The sequence below is a fragment of the Candidatus Avoscillospira sp. LCP25S3_F1 genome (assembly GCF_052117125.1).
Taxonomy (GTDB): Bacteria; Bacillota; Clostridia; order Oscillospirales; family Oscillospiraceae; genus Avoscillospira_A.
This window is the reverse complement of the sequence record NZ_JBQKJT010000006.1, coordinates 125,413-140,887: the sequence shown is the minus strand read 5'-3', so window position 1 is coordinate 140,887 and position 15,475 is coordinate 125,413. Positions and strand designations below refer to the sequence as shown.

Annotated in this window: 13 protein-coding genes and 1 tRNA gene; 9 read left to right on the top strand and 5 right to left on the bottom strand. The window is 52.9% G+C overall.

Annotated elements, in window-relative coordinates:
- The first annotated feature begins 31 nt into the window (after nt 1-31).
- Complete coding sequence (locus ACTQ33_RS07175) at nt 32-688, top strand: GNAT family N-acetyltransferase (RefSeq protein WP_441463418.1); 657 nt, start codon at nt 32-34, stop codon at nt 686-688.
- Here ACTQ33_RS07175 and ACTQ33_RS07170 read toward each other — a convergent pair.
- Nucleotides 675-1,019: a hypothetical protein gene (locus ACTQ33_RS07170; RefSeq protein WP_441463416.1), complete on the bottom strand. Its 345-nt coding sequence runs from the start codon at nt 1,017-1,019 to the stop codon at nt 675-677. The genes ACTQ33_RS07175 and ACTQ33_RS07170 overlap by 14 nt on opposite strands.
- Before the next feature lie 161 nt (nt 1,020-1,180).
- On the opposite strand from ACTQ33_RS07170, the gene ACTQ33_RS07165 reads away from it, so the two are divergent.
- The 8 genes from ACTQ33_RS07165 (at nt 1,181) to ACTQ33_RS07130 (ending at nt 10,342) form a co-directional block, all read left to right on the top strand.
- Nucleotides 1,181-1,272: transfer RNA gene (locus tag ACTQ33_RS07165), tRNA-Ser, on the top strand.
- Between the two features lie 159 nt (nt 1,273-1,431).
- Nucleotides 1,432-1,908, top strand: coding sequence for a YhcH/YjgK/YiaL family protein (locus ACTQ33_RS07160; RefSeq protein WP_441463414.1), 477 nt, complete (start codon nt 1,432-1,434; stop codon nt 1,906-1,908).
- Between the two features lie 155 nt (nt 1,909-2,063).
- Nucleotides 2,064-2,939 carry an AraC family transcriptional regulator gene (locus tag ACTQ33_RS07155; RefSeq protein WP_441463412.1) on the top strand — a complete coding sequence of 292 codons (876 nt, stop codon included), beginning with the start codon at nt 2,064-2,066 and terminating at the stop codon, nt 2,937-2,939.
- A 332-nt stretch (nt 2,940-3,271) separates the two neighbouring features.
- Entirely contained in the window at nt 3,272-5,962 is a 2,691-nt protein-coding gene (locus tag ACTQ33_RS07150; protein ID WP_441463411.1) for a sialidase domain-containing protein, read from the top strand.
- 63 nt (nt 5,963-6,025) lie between these two features.
- Nucleotides 6,026-7,408 (top strand): ABC transporter substrate-binding protein, encoded by a 1,383-nt coding sequence (locus ACTQ33_RS07145; RefSeq protein ID WP_441463409.1) that lies wholly within the window; start codon nt 6,026-6,028, stop codon nt 7,406-7,408.
- Between the two features lie 67 nt (nt 7,409-7,475).
- Nucleotides 7,476-8,363, top strand: coding sequence for a carbohydrate ABC transporter permease (locus tag ACTQ33_RS07140; RefSeq protein WP_441463407.1), 888 nt, complete (start codon nt 7,476-7,478; stop codon nt 8,361-8,363).
- Between the two features lie 2 nt (nt 8,364-8,365).
- Nucleotides 8,366-9,211, top strand: a complete 846-nt coding sequence (locus tag ACTQ33_RS07135; RefSeq protein ID WP_441463405.1) for a carbohydrate ABC transporter permease — start codon at nt 8,366-8,368, stop codon at nt 9,209-9,211.
- Nucleotides 9,212-9,232: 21 nt separating this feature from the next.
- Nucleotides 9,233-10,342: a Gfo/Idh/MocA family protein gene (locus ACTQ33_RS07130; RefSeq protein WP_441463403.1), complete on the top strand. Its 1,110-nt coding sequence runs from the start codon at nt 9,233-9,235 to the stop codon at nt 10,340-10,342.
- 408 nt (nt 10,343-10,750) lie between these two features.
- Here the strand turns inward: ACTQ33_RS07130 and ACTQ33_RS07125 are convergent, their stop codons facing one another.
- The 4 genes from ACTQ33_RS07125 to ACTQ33_RS07110 form a co-directional block, all read right to left on the bottom strand.
- The gene (locus tag ACTQ33_RS07125; RefSeq protein ID WP_441463401.1) at nt 10,751-12,589 is read right to left on the bottom strand and encodes a methyl-accepting chemotaxis protein; all 1,839 of its coding nucleotides are present in this window, start codon (nt 12,587-12,589) and stop codon (nt 10,751-10,753) included.
- 571 nt (nt 12,590-13,160) lie between these two features.
- Nucleotides 13,161-13,913, bottom strand: a complete 753-nt coding sequence (locus ACTQ33_RS07120; protein WP_441463399.1) for a carboxymuconolactone decarboxylase family protein — start codon at nt 13,911-13,913, stop codon at nt 13,161-13,163.
- 14 nt (nt 13,914-13,927) lie between these two features.
- Nucleotides 13,928-14,479, bottom strand: coding sequence for a cyclophilin-like fold protein (locus ACTQ33_RS07115; protein ID WP_441463397.1), 552 nt, complete (start codon nt 14,477-14,479; stop codon nt 13,928-13,930).
- Nucleotides 14,480-14,497: 18 nt separating this feature from the next.
- Nucleotides 14,498-15,472, bottom strand: coding sequence for an alpha/beta hydrolase (locus tag ACTQ33_RS07110; RefSeq protein ID WP_441463395.1), 975 nt, complete (start codon nt 15,470-15,472; stop codon nt 14,498-14,500).
- Nucleotides 15,473-15,475 lie beyond the last annotated feature (3 nt).

Sequence of the window (15,475 nt, the reverse complement as noted above, 5' to 3'; positions counted from 1 at the left end):
CCCCGAGGGCAGGGGAGTGTGAGGTGCCTGAATGAAAGATATTCCCATTTTTACAGGGGAACACGGCGTGGCCACGTTGATTCTGCGGGAAATTCCCCATCAACAGCGGGCCTATGTGATGCTGCGGACCGTCTGGCGATTGCAGCCCTTTCTGGCTGAGTGCCGGGCGTTTTGCCGAATGGCCGGAGCGGAAAGCGTCTATGTGACGGGACAGGAGGCGTTGCACAGTCTGCCCTTTGTCCACGCCATGGAGCGATGGACCTGCCGGCGGGCGGCGCTGCCGCCGCTGTTGGAACCGGTGGACCTGACGCCGCTGGATGACGGCAACCGGGAGGAATTCCGGACGCTGTACAACCGTCTGTTTGCTCAAGTTCCCAATGCCGCCACCTGTACGTCTCAGGAGGCAGCGCGCATCCAGCAGGAGGAACAGGCGGCGCTGGCGGTGGTGCACGGGCAGACGGCGGGTCTGGCCCAGTGGACCGACGGCTGTCTGGAGGCAATCGGTGTGGAGCCGGAGTTTCGTGGCCTGGGGTATCGTCTGGCGCTGACGGTGCTGCATCGGATGACAACGGAGACAGTGGAATTACAGGTGTCGTCGGCCAATCAGCGGGCTGTGGCGCTGTATCAACGGCTGGGCTTTACAAAGGCGGAAACCCTGTCCCGGTGGTACGACCTTACAGAAGAATAAAGGTGACGCCGTTGTTGCTGCGTTCCAGATCCCGGTCCTTGCGCAGTTCCGGGCAGGATTGAAAGGCTTTGAGCGTGGTGGAATCAAAGATGGAGAATTTCTCACCGGTGATGTAGCCGCGGATTTCATTCTTTTTTTGCAGGAAGTCCAACCGTTCCCGGGCAGCAATGCGGATTTTACCGCCTTTGCCGGAGGAGCCGTAGCCATGGATGATCTTGAGTACCGCACAGCCCATGGATTTGCTGTGATGGACCTCGAAGGTGAGCCGTTTTACGGCGTCGGCCACATAGGGCATACCCTGTTCCAAATTGACTTCCCGTAGCTTGCTCATGGCGATTCCTCCTGCATGTGTTTCTTTCAGTATACCGGTCCATGGGACGAATGTCAATTTCCAAGGGGGACTCCCGTATTTTCTACTTGAAAATTTCCGGTAGATGTGGCATAATATTCGGGTAGCACATGCGCTGTACACCGATGAGGACAGAGTAATCTGGAGATGTACCCAAGTGGTTGAAGGGTCCGCACTCGAAATGCGGTAGGCGCCTAAACAGCGTGCGAGAGTTCGAATCTCTCCATCTCCGCCACGGAACACCGGCAAATCGTGAGATTTGCCGGTGTTCTGCATTTTGTGCCGACACAATTCGGAAGCGGAATCTTTCTTGCGGTCGGAAACCGCATTTGGTATAATGTAACTGTATAGCCGCCCCACAAAAAATCTGTGGTGGCTGGAAAGGTGGATACTTATGATATTTGGTAAATTAAACCCCGGTGCAAACGACAGAGTTTATCCCAATGCCCTCCGAAAAGCCCTGGCCTATCTGCGGGATACGGATGTAATGGCACTGGCCCCCGGACGCTATGAGATCGACGGCGACCGCCTGTTCCTGAATGTCATGGATATGACGACCCACGGCTTTGAGGGTTCCCACCCGGAAATTCATGAAAAGTATGCCGATTTGTTTTATTGGCCTGAGGGCGGAGAGAAGATCGGTGTCTCTGCCTATACCGGCAAGGAGACCATCTGCGAAGCCAAACCGGAAAATGACATTGCCTTTTTGGAGTCCGCTGTGGACGAGAGCTTCCTGATTGCCAAGGAAGGCGATTTTGCGGTTTTCTTCCCCTGGGATGCACACCGTCCGGCCCTGATGCTGGGAGATGCTCCTGCCACCAGCAGAAAATGTGTGATCAAAATTCAAATGACGCTGTTTGATGAACCGTAAGAGGAAAGGAATTGTGTAGAGCTGGCAGCGTCCGCCAAGCCTGCTATCCGTCAGGGCTTTTTCCGGAGGAACCGCCATAGAACCTGCATATTGGAGGCGCCAGGATGAACATAGAATAGACTTTCTTTACCGCGCTGCGCTTTAATTTTCTATATGTGGATTACTATGAGTTTAAAAAGGCATGGATTTATCCGGAATCCTATATTCCGTATTCCATGCTGCGGTATGTAGTCCGAGGCAGTGGAATTTTTATCATCGATGACAAACAATATGAAGTAAAAGAAAATCAAGTATGTTATATTCCGGAAGGTTGCAGGCTTTCATGCTATGCAACGGGCAATGAGCTGGTGTTTTTCAGCATCCGGTTCACAACAACGGTTCGTATTAACGATAAGGACCTTCTGACGGATTTTTACCATTTACAGCCGGTGCTGAATGATACCGATCAGATCATCCAGCAGAGATTTGCAGAAATATACAGCTATGCCAAGGGAGACAGCATCGCGAAATTATTTCGTATCAGAGGAAATCTGGAACTCCTGATCGCATGGGTTGTGGAGCAGGCCCATGCGCATACGGAATGCGATGGAACGTCTGACGGCTGTTGTGCCTCAGCCGGGTCACCGCAGGAAAATGTACCGGAATGGACCTGGGACTCATCTTTGGAGGCATCCTGCCACAGGGCCAAAAAAACCAACAGAATCAAGCGGGATTCCCGTATCAAGATGGTGGTGGACCATTTGGTTGCCAACCCCTCCCGCCCCTTTGACACAAAGTATTTTTGCGAGATAACGGGTCTTAGTGACAGTTCGCTCAGGCGGCTTTTCAAGGAGCACACCGGCAAAACACCCTTCGACTTTATGAAAGAATTACGCATGGTGACGGCGGCCAGGCGGCTGCTCGTAACCAATAAACGTGTGTCCACTATTGCGTATGAGTTGGGGTATAACGACCAGAATTATTTTGCCAGAGTGTTTAAATCCGTCTTTGGCATTTCCCCGGACCGCTATCGAAAAGAGGCCAGAAAATAGCGGACCACCTCTGCGTGCAACCGTGGGATGCACGACCTTTTCTCGATAAAATTGTACAGCCTGTTTCAGAGCACTCCATGCTCTGGGACAGGCTGTTTGCTGTTTCCGACCTGTTTGAAACTTATAAAAAAATCAACCTATGCACGTTTTGTGCTAGTAATAGTCTAATTATTATCTGGTAATATCCTGAATAGGCTTTATAATTGAGATAGATAATATAAATAAAAATAAACAAAATATTACATTAAAATATGTGCAATATACATAAATTTGCCCAAATTTATGGAAAATCCCGGTAAGCAAACAAAAAATATTTGGAAAGGAGAAAAAGAATGGGAAAGAAATTACGACGCATATTTTCTGTACTATTGTCTGTTTTAATCGTTCTGTCCAATCTCGGGATGGTGGGGGCGACGGAGGGGGCGACGCCGCTCATCGAGAAGTCGAATATTGCGATTGCCTCCGGAACGGTGTACGATCTGTCGGCAGAACCGGGAGCCGGCGAACTGTACAGCCTGCGGGATGCAACCATTTATATCGAATACCAGTCCACAAGCAGTGAGCAGTATCAATCGCTGTTCAGCGTGTCCAATCCGGGAACAGCGAACGATGACATGTATCGGCACTTCCACCTCTATGTGACGCCCACCGGCACGCTGGGAATGGAACTGCGAAATACAGATTCTGATTTTAAGTATACCATGAGTGCTGCCGGGGCGGTAACGCATGGTGCGCAGAACCGGATCGCCTTCAAGGCCGACTCCCAGAGTAAGACCTATAAACTGTTTGCAAACGGCCAGATGGTAGGGGAGCTGTCCAAAGACGACTATCGGTTTTTCGCGGATATTCTGGGGCTGTCCAATGCATCCCTGGGCGGCACCATCCGCAATGGTGAAGTAGATTATCCATTTGCCGGTACCGTGTCGAATGTTCAGGTGTATACAGCAGCGCTGAGTGATGCGGAACTGATCAACAAAACCTATGTGGATACCAGCTTGCCGGTGATGGAACAATCGAATGTGGACATTACGCCGGGTTCTTACGTCGATCTGTCCAACGAAGCCAATGCGGAGATTGTGAAACACCTGCGGGAAGGAACGATTGTGATTTCGTTTACGACCACCTCCACGGCCGGCGTCCAATCCCTCTTCAGTGTAGGAAACAGTACCTCCGGCAATCAGGACCGGCATTTCCACATCTATCTTACGAATACCGGCGCCCTGGGCATGGAACTGAGAAACACGGATTTGAGTTTCAAATACACCATGAGCCGTCCGGCGGTGTTGGATGGACTGGACCACGGAGCGCCTGCGGTCAATACCGTCGCGTTTAAGGCGGACGCAGACAGCCATACCTATAAGCTGTTTGCCAACGGTGATTTGATTACCACACTGGAGGAAGACGACTGGAAGTTTATTTCTGATATTGCAGGCGTAAATAATATCGCGCTGGGCGCAACGATCAGAAATGGAACGGCAGCGTATCCCTACGGCGGCACCATTCAAGACTTTGCTGTTTATACCCAGCCGTTGAGCGATGAAGCGCTGCTGGAGATGACCGGCGCCACAGCGCATGGTACAAAGATTTTCTACGCCGGTGACGGTACCGGGTCCAATTATTACAGAATTCCTACCTTGCTGACGCTGGAAAGCGGTGTGGTGGTTTCCAGCATCGATACGCGCTACGGCGGCACCCATGATGCAAGAAGCAACATTGACATCGGATTTTCCCGCAGTACCGATGGCGGCAAGACCTGGTCTGCCCCCACACTGCCCCTCGTCTTCGATGACTATGCGCCCCAGGCTGTGGAGTGGCCCCGCGATTTGATCGGAAAGAATATCCAGATTTCCGGCAGCGCGTCGTTTATTGACACGGTTTTGCTGGAGGATCGGGAGACTGGACGCTTGTTCCTGTTTTCTGACGCCTTTACCTCCGGAAAAGGTTTTAACAATGTGGTAGGCGGCACCGGTTTTAAGGAAATCAATGGTGTAAAATATCTGAAACTGCATAAGAGCGGCGATCTGCCTACCGCCTATAACTATAGCATCCGTGAAAATGGCGTGATCTATGATGATACGACCGGCCAGCCCACGCAATACGCGGTAGACGGCGATTACAGAATCATGCAAAATGGTGAGTACCTGACACAGAAACAATACAATGTACATTTTGAAGGATTGATTCTGAAAGAAGAGCAGACGGATGTGGATGTCAAGCAGTGCGTATTCTACAAAGACTCACTCTTCCAGCTGCTGCCCACCAACTATCTTGTGTACAAGTACAGCGATGACGAGGGATTGACCTGGTCGGATATGAAGATTCTGGGAGACTTCCGCGACGTCAACAGCAGAATGGTTCTGTTTGGGCCCGGCGTTGGTACGCAGATTCAAAACGGCCCCTACGCGGGAAGACTCATCATTTCCTCCTATAACAGTGTGTCCGGCGACTATGGTTATCTGTATAGCGATGACCATGGAGCAACCTGGAGTTTTGTCAACACCGACCTGGGCGGCAGCGGCACCTTTGCGGAGGCCCAGATTATTGAGTTCCCGGATGGAACGCTCCAGACATATATGCGCGCAGGCGTCGGAAAGATTGCATATATTACCAGTGTAGACGGCGGCATGACATGGAGCCCCAGCGCCTATTTGCCGGACATTACAGTCGCGTCCTATGGTACACAGCTGTCGGTAATCCGCCATTCTCAGATGGTAGATGGCAAATCTGTTATTTTGCTGTCCACGCCTACGGCCTCCGACGGCAGACGGGGCGGTAAGATTCTCGTTGGCCTGGTAACGGATACCGGTGGAACGGGATATGACAAGTATACGGTATCGTGGGATTACGCATACGAGGTTGACTTGCCGGCATATGGTTTTTCGTATTCCTGTATGACGGAACTGCCGGATGGTCAGATCGGTATTCTCTACGAAAAGTATGATTCTTGGTCGCGGGATGAGCTGCATTTGAAAAATATTATGCGCTACGACATCTTTACATTGAGCGAGTTAATGCAGGAGTAGCCAGGAACTGACAACAGTCGTCCTTACTACACATATCAATTTTTAAAGAAGGGGAGACATGAAATGAAAAAAATGAGAAAAATCGTTTCGGCAGTACTCGCGTGCGCTTGTGCGTTCAGCCTGTTTACAGGCTGCGGCGGCAAGGAGACCAGCGCGGATCAGGGAAATCAGACGGATCAGACGGGCAGCAACGCGCAGACGACCGATGAGCTGAAGGGCGATATCGTCTTCTGGCACTCGTTTACCCAGGGTCCTCGTATGGAAAAAATCCAGGCGGCGGCCGATGAGTTCATGGAACTCCATCCCGGCGTGAATATCACCATTGAGACCTTCTCCTGGGCCGACTTCTATACCAAGTGGACGACGGGTCTGGCCTCCGGCAATGTACCCGATATCAGCAGTACGATTGCCACTCAGCTGGTGGAAATGATTGACGCGGATGCCGTCATCCCCGTAGACGACTTGATCGATGAGGTGGGCCGCGACAAATTCTATGAGAACGCGCTGCGTGAGATGACGGCCGAAGACGGCAGCTGCTACGGCGTACCCCTGTATCTGAATACCGAGGCCATGTGGTATCGGAAGGACCTTCTGGAGAAGTATAATCTGGAGGTTCCCCAGACCTGGGAACAGATGTATGAGGCTGCAAAGATCATCACCGAGGGCGAAAACGGCGCTGTTTACGGAGCTGCCATGCCCATGGGCACCAACGACATGCTGGCCACTCGCTGGCTGCACCTCTATGTCCGCAGCGCCGGCGAAACGCTGATCACAGAAGACGGCAAGGCCAATCTGACCAGCCCCACGGCCATCGACGGCATCAACTACTGGGTCAAGGTCTTCAAGGAGTGCTCTCCCGCCGATGCCATCAACTACAATACGCTGGACGAAGCAACCCTGTACTATCAGGGCAAGCTGGCCTTTGACTTCAACACCGGCTTCCATATCAGTGGTGTGGAAACCAACCGCCCCGACCTGATGGAGTACATCGACTGCGCTCCCATTCCCCGTGTGAATGAAGAGGATCCTGTTGTCGGCGTGGAGACCAACACGACGCCGCTGGTCATCTGGAAGAACTCCGAACACCCCGAAATCTGCAAGGAGTTCATCAAGTTTATGTACGAAGAAGACCGCTATGTGGACTTCCTTCTGTCGGTGCCTGTGGGTATGATGTCCGGTATCAAGGGTGTTACCGACAGCGAAATTTATCAGTCCAACGAGACCGTCCAGAACTTCCAGCATGCCGACGAGGTCCTGAATCAGATGCTGGAGGGCAGTACCTCCATCGGTATGGAGTATGGTCCCCGTGCAGAGGCGGGCCTGCTGACTTCTCAGAGAGTCATTGAAGAGATGTTCCAGGATATCGTTATGAATGATACTCCCGTTGAGGAAGCCGCCAAGGCGGCAGAAAACAAACTGAACGATCTGTTCAGCACGTTAGGCTAAATCTCGGCATATGGAAAGTACGGCGGAACGATTGTTCCGCCGTACTTCAAGAAAGGAGGCGCAGCGGATGAAGAGTAGACATATCAAGGCGCAAATTACTAGTTTCTGCTTTATTTTGCCTGCCTTGACTGTGCTGGCGCTACTTCTGCTTTACCCGGTTGTGACAAGTATTTTTTACAGCTTTACCTCGAAACACCTGATCAAAGCGGACTATGAGTTTGTGTTCCTAAAAAATTATATCGCGGTTTTAACCGACCCGGATTTCTGGACGTCTTTCCTGACCAATATCAAATGGACCGTCACATCTCTGTTTTTCCAAATCGTAGTGGGCTTTCTGGCGGCGCTGGCCGTGGATCGAATCCGTAAAGGCAAGTCCTTCTTCCGAACCATTTTGATTATCCCCTGGGCATTTCCCTCCATTGTCATTGCCCTGTCCTGGAAATGGATTTTAAATGGAGTGTCCGGTTATCTTCCCAATATCCTGGTGAAAATGGGAATTGTAGATACGGTTCCGCAGTTTTTGAGCAGTGCCAATCTGGCGTTTCCCGTCCTTGTGATGATCAATGTCTGGTTTGGCGCACCGCTGATAATGGTCAATGTGCTCTCCGCGCTGCAAACGGTACCGAGAGATCAATACGAAGCGGCACAGGTGGACGGTGCCTCGCCGCTGCAATCCTTCCTCCATATCACGCTGCCCCATATTCGGATCGTCATGGGACTGCTGATTGTCCTGCGTACAATCTGGATTTTCAACAGCTTTGACATGATCTATCTGATCACCGGCGGCGGCCCGGCCGGACTGACGCAGACGGTCCCAATCTACGCATACAATGTCGGTTGGGGCTTGAAGATGCTGGGAAGATCTTCGGCGGTTACGGTGCTGCTGCTGATATTCCTGCTGATGGTTTGTATGTTGTATTTCCGTATCCTCAATAAGTGGGAAAAGGAGGCGTAAGAATGGGCAAAAAGAAGTTTTTGCGAAGAGGCTGGTTCGGTACCACCATCAGTTATATCTATCTTACGCTGTTGGCCATTGTCGCGGCGTTCCCGCTGGTGTGGATTCTTCTGTCGTCGGTCAAAAGCAAGAGCGAACTGGCAGGCGACCCGACGGTATTTTTCCCAACCCACATTACCTTTGAGAATTTCAGAATTGTCTTTGAACAGTTGAACTTCGGCAGAAATGTGGGCAACAGCGTTCTGGTGGCGCTCAGCACCACATTGGTGGCAATTGCCATTTCGGCATTGGGTGCTTACGGCATCGTGCGATTTTTCCCCAAATTCGGCCGAAAGCTCACACGAGTGCTGATCACGACCTATATGTTCCCGCCGATTCTGCTGGCCGTGCCCTATTCCATCATCATGGGCAAATTTGGCATGATGAATAATCGCATCGGATTGGTTATTGTCTATATGTCGTTCTCCGTACCCTACGCCATCTGGCTGCTGGTGGGATTTTTCCAGACCGTACCCATCGGCATTGAAGAGGCGGCAAGGATAGACGGCGCCAACAAGCTCCAGGTTTTTTACAGAGTGGTGCTGCCGATTGTGGCGCCCAGTATCGTGGCTGTAGCGATTTACACCTTTATCAATGCGTGGAATGAGTTCCTCTATTCTCTGATTCTGATCAACAGCAGCGAAAAGGCCACCGTGGCAGTGGCGCTGAAATCCCTGGAAGGCCAGGAAGTTTTGGACTGGGGCGTCATGATGGCGGCCTCGGCCGTGGTTGTGATTCCCTCTGTGATCTTTTTCATGCTGATTCAAAAGAAAATTGCCGGTGGTTTGGCAGCCGGCGCGGTAAAATGAGTGAAAAAAGGAGATAACATCATGAAAACCATAGGATATGCAATCGTTGGCACAGGGTATTTTGGCGCGGAATTGGGGCGCATCATTCAGAAAATGGACGGCGCAAACCTGATTGCCGTGCTGGACCCGGATAACGCCCAGACCGTTGCACAGGAGCTGGGATGCGATGTGGAGACCGATCTGGATACCCTCTGTGGCCGTGAGGATGTGGATGTGGTTGTAGTGGCATCGCCCAACTATCTCCACAAGGACCCGGTCATCTGTGCGGCGAAGCATCACAAAAACGTTTTTTGCGAAAAACCGATTGCCCTGTCGTATCACGACTGTGATGAGATGGTAAAGACCGCCGAAGAAAATGGCGTGACCTTTATGGCCGGCCATGTGATGAACTTCTTCAACGGTGTTCGTCTGGCCAAGCAGATGATCAACGAGGGCCGAATCGGTAAGGTGCTCTATTGTCACTCTGCCCGTAACGGTTGGGAACAGCAGCAGGAGTCGGTCAGTTGGAAGAAGATTCGCGCCAAGTCCGGTGGCCATCTGTATCACCATATCCATGAGCTGGATTGCATTCAGTTTATCATGGGACCGGCTACAGAGGCCACCATGGTGGGCGGCAATGTGGCCCATAAGGGTGAGCACTTCGGTGACGAGGACGACATGCTGTTCATTACACTGGAATTCGGAAACAGTACATACGCTGTGCTGGAATATGGCTCGGCATTCCGGTGGAGTGAGCACTATCTGCTGATTCAGGGAACCAAGGGTGCGATCCGGCTGGATATGAAGGATACCGGTGTGACGCTGCGAACGGAAGAGGGCGAGGAACATTTCCTGCTCCATCGTACCAAGGAGGAGGACGACGACCGCACACTGACCTATCATACGAAAATGGAAATGGATGGCGCCGTACTGTACGGTAAACCCGGCAAAAAGCCGCCCATGTGGCTCCATGGTATTATGGAAATGGAGATGGAGTATCTCAACAGCATCATGCATGGCGCCGAGGTAACGGATGAATTTAAGCCGCTGCTGAATGGCAGCGCTGCCAGAGCATCCATTGCAACGGCAGATGCCTGCACACTGTCGCTCAAGGAAAACCGCAAAGTCGCTGTGTCGGAAATCACAAAGTAATCTGGAAATACAAACGGATGACACGGAGAAATTGTGATAATTCAGATGGAAAAATTTCATGGGATTCTTCCGGCAAGTGCATTTACCAAAGTGTTGCTGAAAACAGCCTGTCCATATTGAAATTCTGACATACCATCAAAGAATCGCACAGTATCCCGTACAGCATGGAAGCCCCACCGGATCAGGAATCCGGTGGGGCTCAGTCTATCGCTAGGGCTGAAACCGCTAATTAGAACATTGGTAAATTCCACGGAGTGTTGTATACCGCGCCAAAGAGTAAAATCCTCGGCAGTAGATTGTATCAGATGCGGTCTGATGATGTCCTGAATAGGATTCTGGTGGATACACGAAAAAGCGATTTTCTCGTTGGAGAAAATCGCTTTTTCTATGTACAGTATCCTTTGTTCTTTAGTTGGCGTCCGTGTCACGTCCGCTGGGGTCGATGTACTCGTTTCCGTAGTGACCGGTGGTTTCCTTGAGGTGGTACGCCTTATTGGCATACTCAATGAATTCCGAATCATACTGCTTTTCATCGGGAATATAGGCCTTGCCCTTTTCACGCTTACGCAGATTGAAGTGCTGCATCTTATCCCGCAGAAACGCTGCCTGATTGCGCATCTCCTGGCTGGAAGCGTCCGATTCCTCGCTGATGGCGGCGTTTTTGGTGGCCGCCTCGGTGATCTGGGACACCGAGTTTGTAACCTGCTGAATGCTGTGCAGCTGGTCGGTGGACAAGCCGGAAACCTTCTCGACGATTTCAACAATCTGTGCGATTTTCTTATGGATGCCTTCAAAGATGGCAGCGGATTCGGTTGCCAGATTGGAGCCGTGCTCCGTCTGCTTGATGCTGTTCTCAATGAGCTGGTGGCTTTCCTGAGCGGCCTCGGCACTCTTCATAGCCAGGGCACGGACCTCATCGGCAACCACGGCAAAGCCCTTGCCGGCGGCGCCTGCACGGGCCGCCTCAATGGCGGCGTTCAGGGCCAGAATGTTGGTCTCAAAGGTGATGTCGTCAATGGCCTTCATTACGGAAGAGATCTTCTTGGAAGCTTCACGCATCTGAATGACCGAATCATACAGCACCTTCATATGCTCGTCACTGGTCTTCAGATCAGCCTCGATGGCCTTGGTGAGTTCATAGGCGGACTGTGCCTGCTCATCATTGAAGTGGATGAGTTCGCTGACGTGCTTCATCTCATCGGACAGACTTTGCGCCGCAGCCGCCTGCACGGTGCTGCTTTCGGCCAGCATATGGCTGGCGGTGGCGATTTCATCGGCGCCGGCTGCCACGGAATGGGCGGAGTCCACAATCTCATTGAACATGATGTCGTTGGACTGCACCAGACGGTACAGGCTTCTGCCCAGACTGTCGCGACGGGAACGAATCTTGACGAAAGCGGTCATATCACCGTCGGCAATGCGCTGCACCACCGATACATTCTCCCGGATGTTGTCCGCCATGACGTGGAAAGCGGAAATCATCAGGCCCACTTCGTTGTCTGCGTTTTCCTTCTCCATCTGGGAGAGTTTGTCACCGGCAATTTCCAGATCGACGGAACCCATGGACAGGTCTTTGGACCAGTCGGCAATCATCATGACGGGGGCCGCAATTTGTCTGGCCAATCTTCTGCCGTACCAGTAGGAGAAAGCAATGATGGCAAAGATTGTAATTACAATGATTACAATAATCGTGGTCATCAGCGATTCAAAGCTGCGGATATTATCGGCAATCTTTGCAGAGTACATGCTGTCGATTTCATACAGCCCGTCAATCACATCGGCGGTTTTGGGGTCCAACTCCGAGAAGAAACGCTCCACCGCAAGATCTGGATCGGTACTGCGCAGATTGAGCAGTTCTTCGGCCAGACTGTGGATTTCATCATGGGTTTTGGAAATGCGCTGCGCCGTCGCGCCGATCTGGCCGGCCTCCCCGCTGGCCTGGTAATCACTCAGCCATTGGCCGAAAGAACAGGTTTTGGAATTGAGGCTGCCTGTAAAAGCGGAGCCGGTTTCCAGACTGTTGATGAGATCGGAGCGCCACTGATAATGGGCGGAGATGGTGTTGGAAATCTCTGCTCGGTCCGCGTCCATTGTGGTGGTATTTCCATAGAATTTAAACAGTACGCCCAGAAATATAATTGTGATTACACCCAGCAGAACGGACGGCAGGAGTACCTTAAAGTATCCATCCAGAATCCGCCTGCGGATGCTCTTTTTGACCGAAATGCCCGACTGCGTTTTTTCCATACGTTCCTCTCTCCTTTTGGAAAATCACTGTATTTTTACTCATTTTTCAGGGTGTCCATCGAGAAACTGCGCACGCAGACGGCACAGCTTGCCGGCCTTCACCGACGTGGGGCGTACAGCTCCTGCCTCCAGCCAGCTCCAAGGGACAGATGAAGTAACAATATTTGTATGCTAATTCTATCATATGCACATAGCGTTTGCAAGTCAACAAATGTATGTTTCTACGATAATATTGTATGGAATTCGTCCAACGGGTACCACCGCTCCAGCGGGCAGGGGGATGGATGGATTTTCCAATAAAATAAGCGGACCAAGGGGATGAAAAGGGTCGAAAAACAGGGGGCCGGGCGGCATAAAACGGCGGTCTGAACGTATAGGGATTCCACAATGACACAGGTCAGTCCAACCAAACAACTCTGGTAAGCCGCCATGGCGTGAAATAGCAACTGGAAATCCGCAGTATAGAAATCAAGTTCCGGAACGGGCCGGAGACATGGTCGCAGACAAAGCCGCCCACGGAATTTGCATCCGTGGGCGGCTTTGCTGATGGTGGCAGCATGGGGATGTTATTTTAGCCCAGCTTATTGTAGTCCTCGTCGGAGACGGGCTCCAACCATTGGTTGGAGCAGTTCACGCCGGGGACCTCCAGGGCCAGATGGGAGAACCAACTGTCGGGGGCGGCGCCGTGCCAGTGCTTGACGCCGGTGGGGATGTTGACCACATCGCCGGGATGCAGTTCCCGTGCCGGTTGGCCCCACTCCTGATAATAACCGCGACCGGCTACGCAGAGCAGCATCTGACCGCCGCCCTGCTGGGCCTGATGGATGTGCCAGTTGTTGCGGCAGCCCGGTTCAAAGGTCACATTGTATACCCCCACCGGACCGGTGGCAAGGGGCTGCAAATAGCTCTGCCCCACAAAATACTGGGCAAATCCGTCGTTGGGCGCGCCGATGGGAAAGACCATGGCCTGCTGGTGCCGGGCCTTTTCGTCCGTCTCGCCGTCCTCTGTCCAGACCGCCGTGGCCATGCGGAACGCCGCCCAGGCCTTGGGCCATCCGGCGTAAAATGCCGCATGGGTGAGAATTTCCGCGATTTCCTGTCGGGTGATGCCGTTCTGTTTGGCGGTGGTCAGATGGTATTGAAAGGAACTGTCCACCAGACCCTGGGACATCAGGGCCACCACCGTGACCAGAGAACGGTCCCGCAGGGAAAGAGCCTCTTCCCGGCTCCAGACCTCGCCGAATAATACATCGTCATTGAGCTGGGCAAATTTGGGTGCAAACCGGCCCAATGCGTCTCTGCCCGCCGTCTGTTTGACTGCCATATGAAAAATCCCTCCTAGGAAAGAGAAAATGTGACCTGTACGATGCCTTCTCCCAGCTTTTCCAGCAAGTCCGTGGGATCGTCGATGCGGGCCAGCCGGGTAAAGTTCCAGGAGTTGGTGCCGTAATAGATGGTAATTTGATTGCCTTGGTATAGAATGACGTCGCCGGGTTCCGTGGTGATCTGCGTATCGCTGCGGGTTAGCATCGTGCCCAGGGGGCCGACCTTTTCAAAGCCGCCGTAATCCTCCATGGTCACGGTCACCGGTCCCTGGGCCAGCAATTCCCGGAATTCCTCGGCGGAGGGGTTATCGGCAAAGGTGGCTGTCAATTCATAGTCTCCCACGGTGATTTTCAAGGTGGGCTCCTCCGCACCGGGTTCGGATTCCGCAGCGGAACCGGCGGTATCGGATGGTTCCGACGCCTCAGACGTGTCGGAACCAGTGGATTCCGGTTCCTCGACCGATACCTGGGGTGGGGGCGTGACGGGGTCGGCTGGAGCTTCCCCGGCGGTGCCGCAGGCGGAAAGACCCAGTGCGGCCAGAAGCACGCAAAGCAGCTTCGTCATGGTATCCCTCCTGTAGACTTAATGCAAATACGTCTGGAAGAACTGCGTAATCCGGTCAAAGGGAATGATATCTTTCCGGTCGTAGAGGTCCGTATGGACCGCACCGGGAATCAGCAGCAGTTCCTTGTTCTCTGTATGGGGATTGCCGTTTACCATGTCGGCGTAGGCGTCCCGGCTGAAGTAGCAGGAGTGGGCCTTTTCCCCGTGAATCATCAGCACGGCGCTGCGAATTTCATTGCTGTACCGCAGAATGGGCATGTTGAGGAAGGACAGGGCCGAGGTGACATTCCAACCGTCATTGGAGTTCAAGGACCGCTCGGTGTAACCCCGCTCCGTCTTGTAGTAGTCATAATAATCCTTGACAAAGAACGGCGCGTCCTCCGGCAGCGGGTCCACCACGCCGCCTGCCCGGGCGCAGCTGCCGCTGCGATAGTCCGCCGTCCGCTGGGCGTTGAGAGCCTGCTTCGTCTCAAATCGGGCGTCGGCGCTGTCGGCGGCGTCAAAATACCCCTTGGCGTTGACCCGGGTCATGTCGTACATGGTGGCGGTGACGGTGGCTTTGATGCGGGTGTCCATGGCGGCAGCGTTGAGGGCCATACCGCCCCACCCGCAGATGCCCAGAATGCCGATTTGCTCCGGGTCCACAAAGTCCCGGGTGGACAGAAAATCCACCGCGGCGCAGAAATCTTCGGTGTTGATGTCGGGGGAGGCCACATTTCGGGCTTCGCCGCCGCTCTCTCCAATAAAGGAGGGGTCAAAGGCCAGGGCAGCAAAGCCGCGGGAGGCCAATTCCTCGGCGTACAGTCCGGCGCACTGTTCCTTGACTGCGCCGAAGGGACCGGCTACCGCCACGGCGGGCAGCGTTCCGGCACTTTCCTGGGGCAAATACAGGTCGCCGACCAATGTGATACCGTAGCGGTTGCGAAAACGCACTTTTTCCCGGGTAATGGTCTCCCGCAGGGGAAACGAATAGCCGTTGTATCTGGACTTCATATG

What these genes read in the sequence shown, in the direction of transcription:
- ACTQ33_RS07145 (WP_441463409.1), top strand. Translation starts at nt 6,026, where the DNA reads ATGAAAAAAATGAGAAAAATCGTTTCGGCAGTACTCGCGTGCGCTTGT.
- ACTQ33_RS07175 (WP_441463418.1), top strand. Translation starts at nt 32, where the DNA reads ATGAAAGATATTCCCATTTTTACAGGGGAACACGGCGTGGCCACGTTG.
- ACTQ33_RS07110 (WP_441463395.1), bottom strand. Translation starts at nt 15,472, where the DNA reads ATGAAGTCCAGATACAACGGCTATTCGTTTCCCCTGCGGGAGACCATT.
- ACTQ33_RS07125 (WP_441463401.1), bottom strand. Translation starts at nt 12,589, where the DNA reads ATGGAAAAAACGCAGTCGGGCATTTCGGTCAAAAAGAGCATCCGCAGG.
- ACTQ33_RS07135 (WP_441463405.1), top strand. Translation starts at nt 8,366, where the DNA reads ATGGGCAAAAAGAAGTTTTTGCGAAGAGGCTGGTTCGGTACCACCATC.
- ACTQ33_RS07170 (WP_441463416.1), bottom strand. Translation starts at nt 1,019, where the DNA reads ATGAGCAAGCTACGGGAAGTCAATTTGGAACAGGGTATGCCCTATGTG.
- ACTQ33_RS07160 (WP_441463414.1), top strand. Translation starts at nt 1,432, where the DNA reads ATGATATTTGGTAAATTAAACCCCGGTGCAAACGACAGAGTTTATCCC.
- ACTQ33_RS07120 (WP_441463399.1), bottom strand. Translation starts at nt 13,913, where the DNA reads ATGGCAGTCAAACAGACGGCGGGCAGAGACGCATTGGGCCGGTTTGCA.
- ACTQ33_RS07140 (WP_441463407.1), top strand. Translation starts at nt 7,476, where the DNA reads ATGAAGAGTAGACATATCAAGGCGCAAATTACTAGTTTCTGCTTTATT.
- ACTQ33_RS07150 (WP_441463411.1), top strand. Translation starts at nt 3,272, where the DNA reads ATGGGAAAGAAATTACGACGCATATTTTCTGTACTATTGTCTGTTTTA.
- ACTQ33_RS07115 (WP_441463397.1), bottom strand. Translation starts at nt 14,479, where the DNA reads ATGACGAAGCTGCTTTGCGTGCTTCTGGCCGCACTGGGTCTTTCCGCC.
- ACTQ33_RS07130 (WP_441463403.1), top strand. Translation starts at nt 9,233, where the DNA reads ATGAAAACCATAGGATATGCAATCGTTGGCACAGGGTATTTTGGCGCG.